This window comes from Paenibacillus sp. JT22N12 (assembly GCF_056269365.1).
In genome coordinates this window covers 255,702-271,197 of record NZ_JBWDNU010000004.1, presented here as the reverse complement: position 1 = coordinate 271,197, position 15,496 = coordinate 255,702, and the positions used below count along the sequence as shown (strand labels likewise).

At 54.9% G+C, this 15,496-nt stretch carries 17 protein-coding genes; 2 read left to right on the top strand and 15 right to left on the bottom strand.

All coding sequences use genetic code 11. From position 1 onward, the window contains the following. Nucleotides 1–1,250: 1,250 nt before the first annotated feature. The 7 genes from AC0YOA_RS16835 to AC0YOA_RS16805 form a co-directional block, all read right to left on the bottom strand. A complete protein-coding gene (locus AC0YOA_RS16835; protein ID WP_475787569.1) occupies nucleotides 1,251–2,006 on the bottom strand; it encodes a DeoR/GlpR family DNA-binding transcription regulator in 756 nt (251 codons plus the stop codon). Between the two features lie 49 nt (nucleotides 2,007–2,055). Continuing rightward, nucleotides 2,056–3,099: a DUF4432 family protein gene (locus AC0YOA_RS16830; protein ID WP_475787568.1), complete on the bottom strand. Its 1,044-nt coding sequence runs from the start codon at nucleotides 3,097–3,099 to the stop codon at nucleotides 2,056–2,058. A gap of 128 nt (nucleotides 3,100–3,227) precedes the next feature. After that, nucleotides 3,228–3,779 (bottom strand): D-lyxose/D-mannose family sugar isomerase, encoded by a 552-nt coding sequence (locus AC0YOA_RS16825; RefSeq protein ID WP_475787567.1) that lies wholly within the window; start codon nucleotides 3,777–3,779, stop codon nucleotides 3,228–3,230. A gap of 161 nt (nucleotides 3,780–3,940) precedes the next feature. Continuing rightward, the gene (locus tag AC0YOA_RS16820) at nucleotides 3,941–5,125 is read right to left on the bottom strand and encodes a carbohydrate kinase family protein (protein ID WP_475787566.1); all 1,185 of its coding nucleotides are present in this window, start codon (nucleotides 5,123–5,125) and stop codon (nucleotides 3,941–3,943) included. Nucleotide 5,126: 1 nt separating this feature from the next. Next, complete coding sequence (locus AC0YOA_RS16815) at nucleotides 5,127–6,284, bottom strand: Gfo/Idh/MocA family protein (protein WP_475787565.1); 1,158 nt, start codon at nucleotides 6,282–6,284, stop codon at nucleotides 5,127–5,129. Continuing rightward, nucleotides 6,284–7,129 carry a class I fructose-bisphosphate aldolase gene (locus tag AC0YOA_RS16810; protein ID WP_475787564.1) on the bottom strand — a complete coding sequence of 282 codons (846 nt, stop codon included), beginning with the start codon at nucleotides 7,127–7,129 and terminating at the stop codon, nucleotides 6,284–6,286. Before AC0YOA_RS16810 ends, AC0YOA_RS16815 begins: the two co-directional genes overlap by 1 nt. A gap of 250 nt (nucleotides 7,130–7,379) precedes the next feature. After that, nucleotides 7,380–8,222, bottom strand: coding sequence for an NAD-dependent epimerase/dehydratase family protein (locus AC0YOA_RS16805; RefSeq protein WP_475787563.1), 843 nt, complete (start codon nucleotides 8,220–8,222; stop codon nucleotides 7,380–7,382). Nucleotides 8,223–8,391: 169 nt separating this feature from the next. On the opposite strand from AC0YOA_RS16805, the gene AC0YOA_RS16800 reads away from it, so the two are divergent. Together AC0YOA_RS16800 and AC0YOA_RS16795 are read left to right on the top strand one after the other, a co-directional pair. Continuing rightward, nucleotides 8,392–9,291, top strand: coding sequence for a helix-turn-helix transcriptional regulator (locus tag AC0YOA_RS16800; RefSeq protein ID WP_475787562.1), 900 nt, complete (start codon nucleotides 8,392–8,394; stop codon nucleotides 9,289–9,291). A 312-nt stretch (nucleotides 9,292–9,603) separates the two neighbouring features. Beyond that, complete coding sequence (locus AC0YOA_RS16795) at nucleotides 9,604–9,843, top strand: GyrI-like domain-containing protein (protein ID WP_475787561.1); 240 nt, start codon at nucleotides 9,604–9,606, stop codon at nucleotides 9,841–9,843. On the opposite strand, the gene AC0YOA_RS16790 is transcribed toward AC0YOA_RS16795, so the two are convergent. The 8 genes from AC0YOA_RS16790 to iolB all read right to left on the bottom strand — a co-directional run bounded on the left by AC0YOA_RS16790 (nucleotide 9,753) and on the right by iolB (nucleotide 15,492). Next, nucleotides 9,753–10,283, bottom strand: a complete 531-nt coding sequence (locus AC0YOA_RS16790; protein ID WP_475787560.1) for a CBO0543 family protein — start codon at nucleotides 10,281–10,283, stop codon at nucleotides 9,753–9,755. The two genes, AC0YOA_RS16795 and AC0YOA_RS16790, sit on opposite strands and share 91 nt — an antisense overlap. Continuing rightward, nucleotides 10,267–10,758 carry a CBO0543 family protein gene (locus AC0YOA_RS16785; RefSeq protein WP_475787559.1) on the bottom strand — a complete coding sequence of 164 codons (492 nt, stop codon included), beginning with the start codon at nucleotides 10,756–10,758 and terminating at the stop codon, nucleotides 10,267–10,269. The genes AC0YOA_RS16790 and AC0YOA_RS16785 overlap by 17 nt, the downstream gene beginning before the upstream one ends. Before the next feature lie 179 nt (nucleotides 10,759–10,937). Then, nucleotides 10,938–11,618 carry a queuosine precursor transporter gene (locus AC0YOA_RS16780; RefSeq protein WP_475787558.1) on the bottom strand — a complete coding sequence of 227 codons (681 nt, stop codon included), beginning with the start codon at nucleotides 11,616–11,618 and terminating at the stop codon, nucleotides 10,938–10,940. Nucleotides 11,619–11,726: 108 nt separating this feature from the next. Beyond that, nucleotides 11,727–12,272 (bottom strand): PadR family transcriptional regulator, encoded by a 546-nt coding sequence (locus AC0YOA_RS16775; RefSeq protein ID WP_475771260.1) that lies wholly within the window; start codon nucleotides 12,270–12,272, stop codon nucleotides 11,727–11,729. Nucleotides 12,273–12,323: 51 nt separating this feature from the next. Next, nucleotides 12,324–12,800: a glutathione peroxidase gene (locus tag AC0YOA_RS16770; protein WP_475787557.1), complete on the bottom strand. Its 477-nt coding sequence runs from the start codon at nucleotides 12,798–12,800 to the stop codon at nucleotides 12,324–12,326. Between the two features lie 145 nt (nucleotides 12,801–12,945). Next, nucleotides 12,946–13,488: an HAD family hydrolase gene (locus AC0YOA_RS16765; protein WP_475787556.1), complete on the bottom strand. Its 543-nt coding sequence runs from the start codon at nucleotides 13,486–13,488 to the stop codon at nucleotides 12,946–12,948. 69 nt (nucleotides 13,489–13,557) lie between these two features. Next, the gene (locus tag AC0YOA_RS16760) at nucleotides 13,558–14,571 is read right to left on the bottom strand and encodes a LacI family DNA-binding transcriptional regulator (RefSeq protein WP_475787555.1); all 1,014 of its coding nucleotides are present in this window, start codon (nucleotides 14,569–14,571) and stop codon (nucleotides 13,558–13,560) included. Between the two features lie 93 nt (nucleotides 14,572–14,664). Beyond that, complete coding sequence (gene iolB / locus AC0YOA_RS16755) at nucleotides 14,665–15,492, bottom strand: 5-deoxy-glucuronate isomerase (protein WP_475787554.1); 828 nt, start codon at nucleotides 15,490–15,492, stop codon at nucleotides 14,665–14,667. Nucleotides 15,493–15,496 lie beyond the last annotated feature (4 nt).

The window sequence follows — 15,496 nt, the reverse complement described above, 5'->3', positions numbered from 1 at the left end:
GCAGCTCAAAGATTGCGGTATTCTGCTGTGATTATCACTTGGGCAAACAAACGAGCGCCTCGTTACGATGGGACTTAAGTACGAGGTCATTGCCTCAAAAACCCATCCAGGAGGTCGCTCTACTATAAGTTTAAAGCGCAGGACAACCAAAATCAATTCATTGTAGTCTTTTAACATATTTTGCAAGCGCATAAAAGGCAGCAGTACGAGACAGGCCTTATTTTAGGAATCTGTATGTTCTTCTTCAGTCAGTCCCTGCGGGATTGCCTTCGACTGTTCCTTCCGGTAGAACAGTTCTCTTATTAAAGCCCCGAGAGTGCCTGAAACAACTACAATAAGAAATAACTGAATAATCTTCACGAAGAGAAAAGGAGATCCAATAACAATGAAACAAGATAGTACAATAACTATTGGATAAAATATTAAACGGAAATACAGCAGTCTGTTCGAGTGTATGATTCCACCTCCTTTGTAACTATTATCCTTATTTGTAATAGCACCTCTGAAAGGAGCCTGAATGATATTTATTTTTATGGAGGAACAGAATCCGGGAATCTGAACTTTTCATTCTATGATGAAAAAGCCGTACCTTACTCAGCAGTGATTTCTGTTGTTGATTGTCAGCTCATGCGGGAACATGAATCCAAGGGAGCCTCGGTGCCCGTCGTCCGATACTGCCCGACGAAGTGGCCTCTAAGCAGGAAATTCCGGCCTGGAGTGTGAATCTGCTCGTTGATCGGACGCTCCAGCGAGGTAAAACCTTACTACCAGCCAGATATCTCATAACCCGCCACTCGAAACAATCTCCAAGCGGGAATTTCCTGCTAACAGCATATATCCGCCGCCGGCCGGACTCTCCAGCAAGGAAAAATCTTACTGCATCGGCTCCTCAATGCCGCCAGTACTTAAGGTGATCATAACTGCCCCGATTTGAGCCGGGTATGCAAGAAGAAATGGCCGTCGCCGTCCTTTTGGCTGCAGAGGGAGTTTCTCCCCTTATTAAGGGAAGAAAAGTATGGAGGAGTTTTATACACTATTATATTTTAAGAAGAACCGGCTGTCGCCGTGCTTGGCGGCAACGCTATTTTCCCCAAAACGTCAGAAAAGGATGAGACATCCTTTTCTGATCGTTTAAAAAAAAGACCATAGAAGCCTATCGCTTCCATGGTCTTTCTCGGTCCTGCCGCCCCATAATGTCCTAACATCCCTGTGGCGGTGCATGACGGCTGTCCGACCACATATCCGCACGATCAGCCCAGCATGATCTCCACACCGGCCTCTTGAAAAACACCGGCCAGTTCTCCTTGCGGCAGCTCGTCGGTAATAATGCGGTGCACTTCGGTAAAAGCCGCGAAGGATACCAATTCCTTCTCCCCGAATTTGCTGTGGTCGAGCACCACATTCACCTCTGCGGATTGCCTGATCGCAAGCTTCTTGATTTCCGCTTCGTACATATTGGAATTGCTGAAGCCATGAAGCAGACTGACGCCGCTTGTCCCCAGAAAAGCGCGGTCGAACGCCATGCCGGCCACCGTCCCGGCAGCGATAGGGCCAACCAGCGATGCCGTCGCATCAAGCAGCGTTCCTCCGGTGACAATCACCGGAATTTGCTTGCCTGTAAGCTCGGCCGCCACATTGAGGGCGTTGGTCACGACCGTAATGCCGGCGGCGGACTTCAGATAGCGAGCCACCTGCAGCGTTGTGGAACCGCCGTCGATAAAGACCGACTCGCCGGGCAGAACCCGTTCGGCTGCCCGTTTTCCGATCCGGCGCTTCTCCTCGGTCATATAGCCTGCGCGTTCCTGCAGCGCAATGTCATTGCCGAACACAATGGCCCCGCCAAAGGTGCGCTTCGCATGTCCGGCCGCTTCCAGCTTCTCGAGATCCCTGCGGATGGTCATTTCCGTCACAGCGAATGCTTCCCTGAGCTCGGCGATTTTCACTTCGCCTTCAGCGTTCAACCGCTCCAATATTTGCTGCTGACGATCATTAAGCGTGATGCTCATCGTATGCGGTCCTCCCGCCAAACGGCTTTGTCTGATTTTTATCTATTATTCACGATTTCCAGGCAAGGTTCAACTCCAGCTTGTAAAGGACCGACTCACCTGGTTCAAGCTCGCGGTAACAGCCTGGGCCGCGCACACCGTCCACCGTACAGTTGGCCGGCTCCAGTCCCAGCACATGCTCGCCCGCCCCGGGCATCCGCCACTGCAGCAGGCGGGGCAGCGAGTCCACCGACCAGCGCAAGCTTGCGCTTATCGGCTGAGACCCTGCCCCGACGGGGAAAGCCGGGCAATGAATCACGGCTTTCGCCATCCCCTGGCTATCCGCCGCGTCCTCCGCCAGAATATGCTCATACACATGTTCGGCTGCAGCCGGATCGGGCTTCTCCCAACGGTCATAGCCTTCAACCGGCACGCCCGGGGTGACGGGTATCACTTCTGCCTCGGGAAACGCGATATGCGTCCCTTCGCCAAGCAGCGGGAAGCCGAAATTGAAATGGTACAGCATCATATGCGGACAGCTGGCGAAGCCGGCATTTTCCACCCGGTCCTCAATGGCGATCCGGTTCTGCCCCAATCTGCTGGTGATGGTGCGGACCAGCCGGAGCTTCGTGCCGAATATGGCCGTCTCCTCCACGGTTCCGGAAACGATCAAATCCAGCTCGTCTTCGTTCCAGACGGCGGCCGCATTGACCTGACTGGCCGGGGTATGATGAACCCGGCCGTGCAGGCCGTATCTTCCTCCGCTGTCTTCGGCCGGCGAGCCCACATGGGCAAGACCGCAGGTCATCAGCAATCCGCCGGAAGCGGTGCGCAGCCATCCAGTGCCTTCCGCTTCATAATACGCCGGATGAATATCCCCATTGGGAGACTGCCAGCTGACCGGCGTTCCCCCAAGCTCGGCAAGCGATATATCAAGTCCCTTGGAGGGAATGACGTAGTAAGTCAGACCGGCGCCAGTCCGCACCTGGATGGCTTCGACATCCCTCTCCTTGCCTTCCGTCAGCTGCATCCGCCGTACTCCGCCGATCTGGCTGATGCTTCCAACACGCGCTTCCAGCTCCCGGCGGGTCCAGCTTCTTCCGTATAAATGCATTCGAGCCCATCCTCTCAAAGTACGTTCGGAACCGGATTTCAAGCGTAACAGACCGCCGTCATGCAAGCCTGACGTCTACCGCCGGCAACTGCCCGCGGTTCGGGCCGATACCGCTTCCCTGGATGCAATCAGGCTTCGTCTTCCGTAATGACGGGCATCCGTTGAATCGCCGGATCGGTGAAGATATCGTATTCGTCCCGGCTGGTGCTGGAAAATTCAGATACGATCGCACCTTCATTCCCCCCCTGAAACCAATGCTTGGTGCCCGGGGCAATCGTATACTGCTCGCCCGGATTCAGCTCCACCTCGTGAAAAACCGTATAATACGGGCTGCTGCCGAGCGGTACTATGGCCGATATATTCTTCGAAGGCTCGCCTTCCACATAAAGGAAAACCTTGCCCCAGCGGCAGCGGAAGGTCTCCATTTTCCCCGGCTCCCCGTTAATGGGGGGGTGAATATGCTCCGGGCAGGTCTGCCGCGGAAATAACACAAGCTCCTTGGCGCAGTAGCGGTCTGTATTCACATAAGTAACAAGCTCGAGGCCCTGCGTTTCCAGCTGGCCGAGTCCAAAACCCGCAACTTCAATTCCAGCTTCCTCCTCCGGCGCAAGGGTAATGCCTGCCTCTGCGAACATCGCAGCCGCACGCTGCTGCGCTTGCCTCACTTCGCTTCTCAACATAAACTGATGACCTCCCTCAATGATATCGCTCAAACCTGCAAGATGTTACCCGAGAATCGTCATTCGCCAGTCTGTTTCCCAAACGCATACCGGGAGAAGCGCAGGTTATGAAGCCTGCACCACAATCCGGCCAGGCGCGGGCCAGTTTGAAGATAAACCGCTTATTTCGACCACACGCCCTTTGGCGCATCATAATGCCATCCCGGGAGCATCAAAGTGACGTCCCGCTGCTCCCAGCCTGCCTCGATGCGTCCGCGCACCGCTTCCCACGGCGGGATGCCGCTTGTCGCATCGGGCTGCTCAACATTGCAGGCCCCGACGCCGACGGCGCTGCGAAGCGCCTCTTCAAGGGATAATCCCTTGACCATGGCGGTCAGAAAACCGGCAATCGTGCAATCGCCCGCCCCAGTCGTGCCCGCTGCCTTCACGGCATAGCAGGGCGCCAGGAGCTCGCGGCCCAGCCAGTCCTTCAGACTATCCGTATCCGGACCGCATCTGCCCATGGCGGCAAGCCTCCCGGCATCCCCGGTCGTCTTCACATACAGCCCATGCTCGCCTAGCTTGATAGCGGCGACGGCCGTGCCCATGCCCAGCATCTCGTCCGCCAGCGACGAGAGCAGCCCGCCGTCCGCATAACCAAGCAGATCTCCCGTGCTGTTATCGCTTTCGAACTGCCCGTAGGTATCCCGCCGCAGCATGTAGAGGATTTCCTCGAAGCTCGGGAGGAACACGTCCACATGGGGCAGCGCAAGCGCCAATATCGCCTGCCAGTCGGCTTTGCCCGCGTCGGAATCCGGATCGGGCTTCGCCATATCGAGGGAAACCGTCAGGCCTTCCGCTTTGACCCGGGACAGAAGCCCGGCAAGCTGCCCGCCGCCGTTGCTGTACATGCTGCGCATCAGGGGCGGATAGCCGAAATGAAACATTCGGGCGCCCTGCAGCGCCTCGGCCCTTACATCTGCCGCTTCGAACGTATCGTTCGTACCCGTGCAGTGCAGGAAGGTACGGTCCACGCCGGGCGGACTGATGACGATCGAATAGGAGCTGTGGCCGCCCTCGGAGCGGATCATTCCTTCCGTCAACTCAGAGCCGTAGCCGGACAGCACCTCCAGAATGGCTTTGCCGAACCAGTCATCGCCGATTTTGCCCATCAGTCGGGTAGCGACGCCAAGCCGGTGCAGCGCGAGTCCGGTGTTGGAAACAGCCCCTCCTGTCGATATGACAGCCGGTCCGACATCGACCAGCTTGCCGGGTACGAGAATGCTGCTGTCCTTGGCATGCAGGGCAGGAATCAGGTCCAGGCAAATATGCCCTGCAACAACAACCTCAGCCGCTGGCCTGCTCAAATTAATCCCTCCAATCAATCGCGACCGTTTGTCCGGTACGCTGCGACTCCAGCGCCGCGGTGAACACGCGATGGCTTCCCGCCGCTTCTTCCGGCGTTGCGCAGTGGAAGGGCTGCTTCATCTGAGAGCCGCCGGTCAGCTCATCGCAGAACGCCGCCCACATTTGCAGGATGGAATCGGAGAAGCCGAATTCGAAGATCCCGCCTGTTATTGTGCCGTAAGCGGATTTGTACGGCGCGTCAGCGACATGCCATGCCTGCACGCCTCCTGGGGAGTAAGGAAGCGAAGCCACTTGCTTCGGATTCTTCGTCGAGAATTCAGCGGAGAATTCCGTCCCCTGAATACGGATGAACCAGGTATTCGCGTGGCCGGGCGCAATGCGCTTGGTGGACAGCACCATCGGGAACTTCTGATCCGCCGTTTCGACTTCACAGGCCAGAATGGCATTATCCCAAGTCTCGCAGGCCGCTTGGCCGCCCCGGCCGTCGGGGCGCTCTTCCACAATCTTGGACAGCAGCGCCCGTACATTGGCAGGCTTCCAGCCAAAACGGATCGGCAGATGCAGCACATGCATGCCGAGATCGCCCATGCAGCCATACTCCCCATTGGTTGCAATTCTCCGCTTCCAATTGATCACCTTGGTGGGGTCAAGGTCGCTGGAATGCCAGAAGCCGGCTTCCACTTCAATGATCCGGCCGAACCGGTTCTCATTCACCCACTGCACAATTTGCTGTGCGCCTGGGAAGAACGGAAATTCCGAGGAGCAGCGGACGATAACGCCGGGATTGTCGCGCAGCGCCTGCGCGATCAGGGCATTCGCCTCCGCATCGATGCCGAACGGTTTTTCGCCGAGCAGATGCTTGCCTGCCCGGATAATATCCACGTAAATTTGCGCATGCAGATTATGCGGAACAGCGCAGTAGACGGCGTCCACTGATTCGTCAGCCAGCAGCTCTTTATAGTCGGAATACGCGGATTTTACGCTAGGCACCTGCTCGGTGAACCACTCCGTTGCGGCAGGATTGGCATCGCATACCGCCACAATGCTCGGCTGAAAATCGACATCCGCGAGATGGCACCAGCGCGCAGCTGCGCTTGCGAACTCCTTGCCCATCAGGCCGCATCCGATGACGCCGAAGCGTATTCGCTTTTTTCCCATTATTGCCCTTCTCCCTTCAGCAAATCAAGTGCGGTCTCAGCCGAAGCCCCGTGATGCACAATCGCCATCAGCGCATTGGTCATCCCCGCCGGGTTCGGGTGCTGGATCACATTGCGGCCGTATACGATTCCCGACGCGCCCTGATTCATCAGCTCCACAGTCCGGCTCACGATTTCCTCGTCGCTCGCTCTGCCCCCGCCGCGTACCAGCACCGGAACGCCGGATGCCACCTCAATGACACGATGGTATTCGGAGACATCGTCGCATGGATCGGCTTTGATCACATCGGCGCCGAGCTCGACGCCCTGACGTACAAGCGCCATAATTTTGCGGATGTCGCCGTCCACCATGTAGCCGCCTTTTTGCTCATTCGGCAGCATGACGAGCGGTTCAACCATGAGCGGCATGCCATATTTCTCGCTTTCGGTTTTCAGCAGGGCGATGTTCCTCACGCATTGATGATGAAGCTCAGGCTGATTGGGAAGCAGCAGCAGATTCACGCATACGGCAACCGCGTCCAGGCGGACTGCCTGTTCGATCGCGCGGTCGATCAGCTCGCTGAACAGAAAGTCCGGCAGCTCCGAGCCATAAATATTCGCCGCATCCGTGCGAAGCACAAGTCCGGGCTTCTGCTTGCCGGGGATGGTCTGAAGCAGGCGCGCCTGCCCGGTGCTGAGCTGGATGCAATCCGGACTCGCTTCCACAATCGTCCCGATCGCCTGCTTCATATTCTCGATGCCCGATAAAAAAGAAAACTCGTTAAAAAACCCATGATCGATTGCAACATCAAGGCATTTCCCTTGTCTGCTGAACATTCTGTTCAAGCGCGGGGTTACCGACATCATTACCAGCTCCTTATAATGTTTAAAAATAACATATAATGTTCTTTTATAACTCATATATTAGTATAAAGCTGTTGCGTTGTCTACGGCTTCGCAGCGGGAATTGAGGGATCAGAGGCGAAACAAGCTTCAATTAACAGCATAAACCCGCCAATGCATGCGCAGCGGCGGGTTTATAGTGTTAATCCTTCATGATCTTCACTTTTTATGATGCGAACCCTCTAACTCCATAACAAGGGCTGCTCCGCATGCCTCAAAGCACGCCGGCTTCTGCGGCCTTGGCCAGGGATGGAAACACCGGCATATAGCCGAGCTCGCTCTGAATGCAGGAAATATCGACAATATGTTCCCAAGGGCGCTCAAGCGTCCGCTCATAGGCGCCCTCGTCAAGCTTTTTCCCCAAGAGTGCAATAATGTCAGCGGCGGCAGCCGGCTCCAGGTCGGCGGCATTATAGATACGGCCATCAATGCCTGTCCTGTCGGCAGCAAGCATCATCGCCTGCGCCGCATCTGCATGATGGATCATATGAATCCGTTTCGCCGGATGCCATTGCCCGAACCATCTCATGCCTTCCTCCAGATGCGGATCCCCATCGCCGTAAACGAATGCCAGCCGTATGATACGCAGCCCCAGCCCATGCGTACGATGCAGCTCCATAAGCGCCTGTTCCGCCTCTATTTTGCTTGCCGGATAGGGAAACGCCGGGGCGAGCCTGTCATCTTCACGCAGGGCGCGCCCTTCCAGACCTTCGTACACCAGATTCGTGCTGGCGAATACAAATCGCTTCACCCCGGCTTGTACAGCGGCACGAGCCAGAGCAATCGTCCCGGCTGTGTTGACAGCCTTCATTTCCGCCTCCGATGCTCCCCGGAAGAAGGCGGCCAGATGAATGACGGCCTCCACATCCCTAACCGCGTCAGACAAGGTATCCGGCTGCTGCAGATCTCCCACCGCCACTTCCGCTCCCAGCTCCTGCAGCGGTTGTGCGGTCTGCCGGCTGCGGACAAGCATGCGCACCTTATCCCCGCGTTCCAGCAATCTGCGAATGAGCCTGCTTCCCACGCGCCCCGTCGCTCCTGTAACAAGTATATGCATGGTTTCTCCCTCTTTCTTGGCGTTTTCTTATGCTTCGCTCCAACCGGGGTCTATTTTCATAGCTGCCCGCGAATTGATACAATACCAAGTATGATGCATACCTGAAGAGGCATCCACATGCCCGTTATCGTAGGATGCCGAGTGTCAGGATAAGGAGGGGCTTCTGATCATGAACGAGAATTTGCAGAAGGATGAGGAGAGGCGTTTGGCGCTCGCCGATTTCCTGCGTATGAGCCGTGCGAGGCTGACGCCGGCGGACGTCGGCCTGCCCGAGAGTACGCGCAGACGGACACCGGGACTCCGGCGCGAGGAGGTTGCCGAGCTTGCGCATATCGGGGTTTCCTGGTATACCGCCCTGGAGCAGGGAAGAAATATTCAGCCCTCCGTTCAAGTGCTTAACAGCCTGGCTCAAGCGCTTCGTCTGACTCGTGCCGAACAGCAGCATCTGTTCACATTATCCCGGGAACCGTTAACTATCAATCCGCCATTTCCAGCCGAACAGGCGGGACCTGCTCTGGAGCGAATGCTCCGCTCCCTGCAGCCCCACCCTGCTTATGTAATGGGAAGGAGATGGGATCTGCTTCACTGGAACCGGGCGGCGGAGACCGTTTTCAACCTGACGCAAATACCGGGACCCCATTCGCGAAATATGCTGTGGCGCGCTTTCGCCATGCCGGAGCTGATGAAGAATCCGAACTGGTCCAAGATGGCTCAAGGACTGGTAGCCCAGTTCCGCGCAGATTACGCTTTATATCCTGGCGATCCCTGGTTTGAAGAATTGAAGCATGATCTGGAGGAGGCAAGCCCGGACTTTGTCCGCTTCTGGTCGGAGCATCAAGTGATGGAAATGCCGGATTGCCATAAGGAATTCAACCACCCCGAGCTTGGCGATCTGGAATTTGATTATGCGGCATTTCAAGTCACAACAGTTACGGGAATGAAGCTTGCCGTCTACACGGCCTCCCCCGCGACTGCCGCCAAGCTTGCGGGTGACAGAACTTCCGCAGGCCCGCCGCAATCCGTTCTTTATCCACTGAGTGCTTCTGACAGGGGAGATGGAGTATCCTGACCTGGACAGACATTTTCAGGAGGGAACATAACATGATGGATAAGCTTGATTAGACGAAAGCGGACAAAACCTATTACTGCGCAGGAAAGACGCCGCAGCTTATAGAGCTGGGGGACATTAGCTATTTGACCTTTACGGGAAGAGGAGAACCGGGAGGTGAGGTTTTCAGCCAGGCGGTCGAGGCATTATACAAGGCGCTTACGGCATTAAAGCCATCTGCAAGAAAGAAGCCCGGGACTTTACGGTCGCCAAGCTTGAAGGGCTGTGGTGGTTTGATTCCGATCTGCCTGCGGCTTCGGTCCCCCGCGTGGAATGGAACTGGAAGCTGAGGCATTGGCGGAAGGAAGCTGCGTTCAAATGCTGCACATTGGCCCGTACAGCGAGGAGCCGGCGTCAATAGCTCGGATGCATGCTTTTATGACCGAACAGGAGCTTCAGCAAAACGGGCTGCATCATGAAATTTATTTGTCGGATTCGCGCAGAACGGACTCTTCCGTCTTGAAGACAATCCTGCGCTTGCCCGTAACGGATGTGCGGCAGAACCACAAATAGAACATACGGGTAATCCAGAATGTCCCCGTCACGCTTATCCATGTCCAATACCACTGCCAATGCAGGTACACAATGAGCTGTGTATGGTACTTGAACCATAGCTCCGGCAGGACGATAGCCATAGAGCTGCCCATGTAATAGGCTGTCTGCATGGAAGCCCGGGAGCCTGCTGGGTAAAACAGAATGAAATAGACGGAAATGACCGGATATGCTATATATTCGAACGTAAAGCTGGTATGGTTGGCCATGGGAAATTCTCTGACCGGGTAAGCCAGCAGCCCCCATTCTACTGCCATTATACCCAGTATCCAGGTAATAAACTGGTGGAACAAAAAAATAATGTGCGCCTCCCTACGCCTCTCCTGCGGCACCAAAAGAAAGGCGATGATGCATGAGGAATTAATCGCCATAAGTATATAATGCTCAGCTCCGATCCCCATCGTGGAGGCCTCCTTTTGCGGGCAGCCGGTAAAACCATTGATAATATTTGAGGGTCGCAAAAAATCCGGCCAGATAGATAAACGCTCTCCATATCCATGGAAAATGGTCAAAACGGATTAATAACGTATACCGGGCGACAATGTAAACAAACAGACATGATACCCCTACGTACGCCACAGTATAGGCCAGCTTTTTCCATATGCCCCGCAACGGATAGAAGCAGACGAAGAACACGGCAGTCGTTGGATAAAACACAAAGTTGAAGCTGAAGTTGGCTGCCAGCGCCCGGGGAAATTCCCTTACCGGATTGCTTACGGCGCCAAGCTCTGTAACAATCAGGCTGAGCAGCCAAGTGAAAGTTTGATTGAATAGGAACAGCAGTATAACCTCCCGGTAGCGCTCGCGCGGGAATAGCAGCAGAACAGGAATGCAGACGATCCAGACTCCCGCCAAAATCAGTTGTTCAAGCTTCAATTCCCCACCCCTCCCGAAAACGCCGTCACTTATAAATATGACTGTATTCCTCTCAACTTAAACCTGCCGCTTCGAATAATTCAATGCTGCCGGCACAGACCGGGCAAACAGCGGGTCAAAGGAGAGAAACCAAAAAAAGCGCCAACCGCATAATGCGGCAGCGCCTGGACGGAACATTTTTATGATGAAGGAACCTTGAGGCTTCTCGCGATATATAAGACCGGCGTCGACGCTGCGGAAATAACGAATTTAATCAGGTAGGTCGTCAATAAAATCTCCAGCCACACTTCAAACGGATATTCGCCGCCGAAGGCAATCGCGCAGAAGATGAGTGAATCCACCAGCTGGCTGATGCCTGTGCTCCCGTTATTGCGGATCCACAGCTGGCCCGGCCTCGGAAATACCCGCTTGAGGAACGAATAGATCCGCACATCGAGGAACTGGCTGGTGAAATAGGCGCATAAGCTGCCAAGCGCGATCATGGGCAGCAGGCCGAAGATAACTTTCAGCGGCTCCTGACCGAGGTCGCCTTCCTGGGCCTTGAAGATCAATGCCATCTGCATCACAACCATTGACATGATCATGAAGAAAAAGCCGAACCAGACCGCCCTTTTTGCATCCTTCTGTCCGTATTTCTCATTCAGCAGATCCGTTGTCAGGTAAATCGTACCGTACATCGTGTTGCCCAGCGTCGTGGTCAGGCCGAACAGATCAATTGTCTTCACCACCTGAATATTGGCGAGCACCGTTGCCACACCTACCCAGGCATACAGTCCATTCTTGCCGAACATGCGGTAGCAGAGCAGGAACATCGAGAAATTGACAAGGACAAACAAAACTCCCCAAGAAAAATTAAACATGCCCCATACAGCCTCCTAGTTTTGATAACGCGGGAGTTTCCCGAACCGCGGCTCGCGCCTGAAGACGCGAAGCGTTTTCCAACCTTATCCTTCGGCTTGCCAGCCGCACTACACGCGGCGGGAGAACAGCTCCATCGCCCACCGGCACCACGAGATTTCTTCGCGATTGATCTGAAGCTGCCGCTGAAAAATGAGATAGCGTCCGAAATGCCTGGAATCAAGCTCCGTCAGCGCCTCTGCGTACTGCTCCTTCATGCGCTGTATTTCCTCTTCCAGGTAGGTGAGCGCTGCGGTGAGACTGGATATGCGGTCTTCAAATAAACGAAAGGCCGTCTGCGGCTCGGCCAAGCCGATTGCATAGATTTTGATGATGAACTCATCCCGGTTGACCGGCGCTGCCGGCGGTTGGTTGGCTATCCAATCCTGCAGGGCGGCTATGCCCTGATCCGTGACGGTATATATTTTTTTATCCGGCTTGCCTGTCTGCCCCACGACCTCGAAGGTGGCCAGTCCCTCCTGAACCAGCTTCGCCAATAACGGATAGATCTGACTGTGCTTGGCCTGCCAGAACAATTCCATCAGCTTCTGCAGCTCGTAGCCCGTGTAAGATTTACGGACAAGCATGCTAAGCAGCATATAAGCCAAAGCGTTCATAGCGTTTACCCCCTGAATATATTCCGCATACGCAGTATTACAAGTATTCCCCTAATTCAAAAGCTGGACAATACGATCCTCGAACTTGAGCGGCGCGGTCATCGGGGCGAACCGTTTGACGGGTTTTCCCTCCCGATTGACGAGAAATTTGGTGAAATTCCATTTGATCGCCGAACCCATGAGCCCTCCTGTCGCTTTCTTCAAATAGACAAACAACGGATCGGCATCCGGTCCGTTCACCAAAATCTTGGCAAACAGCGGGAATGTGACGCCAAAATTAATCCGGCAGGCTTCTTCAACCTCATTATTGCTTCCCGGCTCCTGATTCTGGAACTGGTTGCAGGGAAAGCCGAGAACGGTGAAGCCTTGATCCTTATATGTCTCATACAGCTTCTGAAGCTCATCCAGCTGCGGGGCGAAACCGCATTTGGTGGCGGTATTCACGATGAGCAGCACCTGCCCGCGATAATCGGCAAGCGGCTGCCGCTCGCCATGAATGGTCAATACGCTAAAATCATAAATACTCAAGGCCCATCACCTCATTCTATCGTCTTACCTTCCATTATAACCGCCGGACCGTTGAAAAGCCCGATCGGGTATTTGCTCGCTTATATTAAAAAAATGGACATGAATAAACCCCTCCGAAATGCGGAGGGGCTACGATAAAAAGCTTTTATATTTGTCCTACCGTCAGTTTATCATTCAACTGCTCCACCAGCTCAAGGAACTCCAGCGGCTCGCTTACCGTATAATCGGGATGCTCGTTTTCGTCGGCCGGAGTATGGGGATAGCGGGACGTCCAGCTCAGAAAAACGCTGGTGATGCCCAGCGCATTCGCGCCTTTGATATCGCGGCTCAGATTGTTGCCGATCATGACGACTCTGGCGTAATCCGCCTCGGTCAGCTCGATGGCGCCTGCCGCCGCTTTGAACATTCGGGGACTGGGCTTGCTGGCTTTAATATTTTCGGAATAAATCATGGCTGTAAAATAATCGTAGAGATTGTTTTGCTTGAACACGTTCTTGAAGGATTGCGCATCGCCGTCGGCGACCAGGACCAGCGTGTACCCCCTCTCGAAGAGGGTTTTCACCATCACATCTGCGCCCGGAATGACGCTTGCACTAATTACGATGCCTTCTTCGTCTCTGATCTCTGTGGATTCATCGATAATGGTGTCTCCGCTATCCAGAAACAGGATAAGCTTCTTCTCATTCATGGAGCATATCTCCTTACTATGAATAGGAGCGAATCTCTGCAGAGGCTGCAGTCCGCTCCCTTTTGTCGTTTACATTTCTGCCGGCTTCGAGGTGGATTCCCGCAGAATCAATTCAGGCTGCATGACAATCCGCTGCTTGAGAGAGGCTTTGTCCCCCAGGTTGCTGATCAGCAGCTCAAACACCAGCTTCACCATCTGCTCCATCGGCTGGGCAATGGTGGTCAGCGCGGGATTGGTAACGGTAGAGAGAATCGTATTGTCGAAGCCGATAATGGAAAGCTCGGCCGGAACCGCCACTCCGGCTTCCCGGGCTGCTTGAAGCGCGCCGATCGCAAGCAAATCGTTGCAGCAGAACAGCGCTGTCGGCCGCTCAGTCCGGCGAAGGAGCTCGCCCGCCGCACGCTTGCCGTCCGCAATACTCGATTCGCAGGAGACAATACGATCCTCCTCTATGCCCTCGCCAGCTTCAAAAAGCGCGAATTTGAATCCCTTCACCCGCTCCATGCTGCTGCTTACCTTGAAGTTCTCCGACAGCACGGCGACCTGCCGGTGGCCGAGCTCCAGCAGATGCCCGGCCGCAAGCGCGCCGCCTTTGAAATCGTCCGTCAGCACGCTGTGCACCGACAAGCCAGAGACCTCCCGGGCGAACATGACAATCGGGACGGATTTCTCGGCAAGCTGCATCAGAATATCCGTATTCTCCACACCGGTTCCGATGATGATGCCATCGATACTCTTCTGCTCCAGCAGGCGGATATATTTCTCCACCCGCTCATCTTTATTGTCGGTGCTGCATGTAATGACGCTATAACCCGCGTGATGGGCCAAATCCTCTACGGAACGTGCGATTTCGGAGAAAAAGGGATTGGATACATCCGGAATCAGGAGCCCCAGTGTGTAGGTTTTTTTGCCCATCAAGGCGGAAGCGATCACACTTGGCTGATACTGCAGGCGCTCCATCACTTTAAATATTTCTTCCCGCTTCTTCTTGCCTATTTTCCCCTTGCCGTTAATGGCATTGGAGACGGAGGCGATGGAAACGCCCGCCTCCTTGGCGACATCATAGATCGTGGTTGCTTTCATGGCCAAACCTCATTAACAATCGGATTGAAAGAACGGCTTACCGTCATATCTTGATTTATTATCCGTTGTTTCCCGGAGCAATGCAATATTCCCCTATTCCTCACGTTTCCCGGCAGGCCTCTTCATAATCCACTCATGCGCCGGATCATTATGAAACTTCCATACGCGCGAGGGTCCCGCCATCACGTTCAGGTAATAGACATCATAACCCGCAGGCGCGCCAACCGGATGGTAACCCCTCGGCACAAGCACCGCCTGACCGTTCTGGACGGCAAGCGTCTCATCCAGCGAACGGTCGTCCGTATAGACGCGCTGCATCGCAAAACCCTGCTCGGGCTGGACGCGGAAATAATAGGTTTCCTCCAGCAAGGACTCGTCCGGCAGCGCATCACGGTCATGCTTATGGGGCGGATAGCTGGACCAGTGTCCTTCCGGCGTGAATACCTCCACCACCAGCAAGCTGTCGGCCGGCTCCTGCTCCGGAAGGATATTATGGACCAGCCGCTCGATATTCCCCTGTCCGCGAACCTCTACACCAACGGCGTCGGGACCGATCAAACGGGCTCCATGGCTGCCGTAACCGGGAGCCGCGCATACCGCCAGCTCCAGCTCCGTCAAGGCTTCCAGCTCATAACGATTGTCATTCGGCACGTACACCGAGTAAGGCGGTATCCGTTCGAACACGCTCATCCGCTGTCCGATATTCCGCCACTCCTGGTCTGCCGTCTTGACGTTTGCCTTCCCGCTGAGCAGGACCAGACAGACCTCCTTGTCCCCGGTTTCCCGGCTCAGGGTCTGGCCGGCCTCCAGCCGGTACACTTCAAATCCGACAAAGGTCCAGCCTGCTGATTCAGGTGTAATCGACATGAGCATGCCGTCTTCCAGCGGCTTTTGCCCGGGACTTACTATCAGCTGTGACAATAGA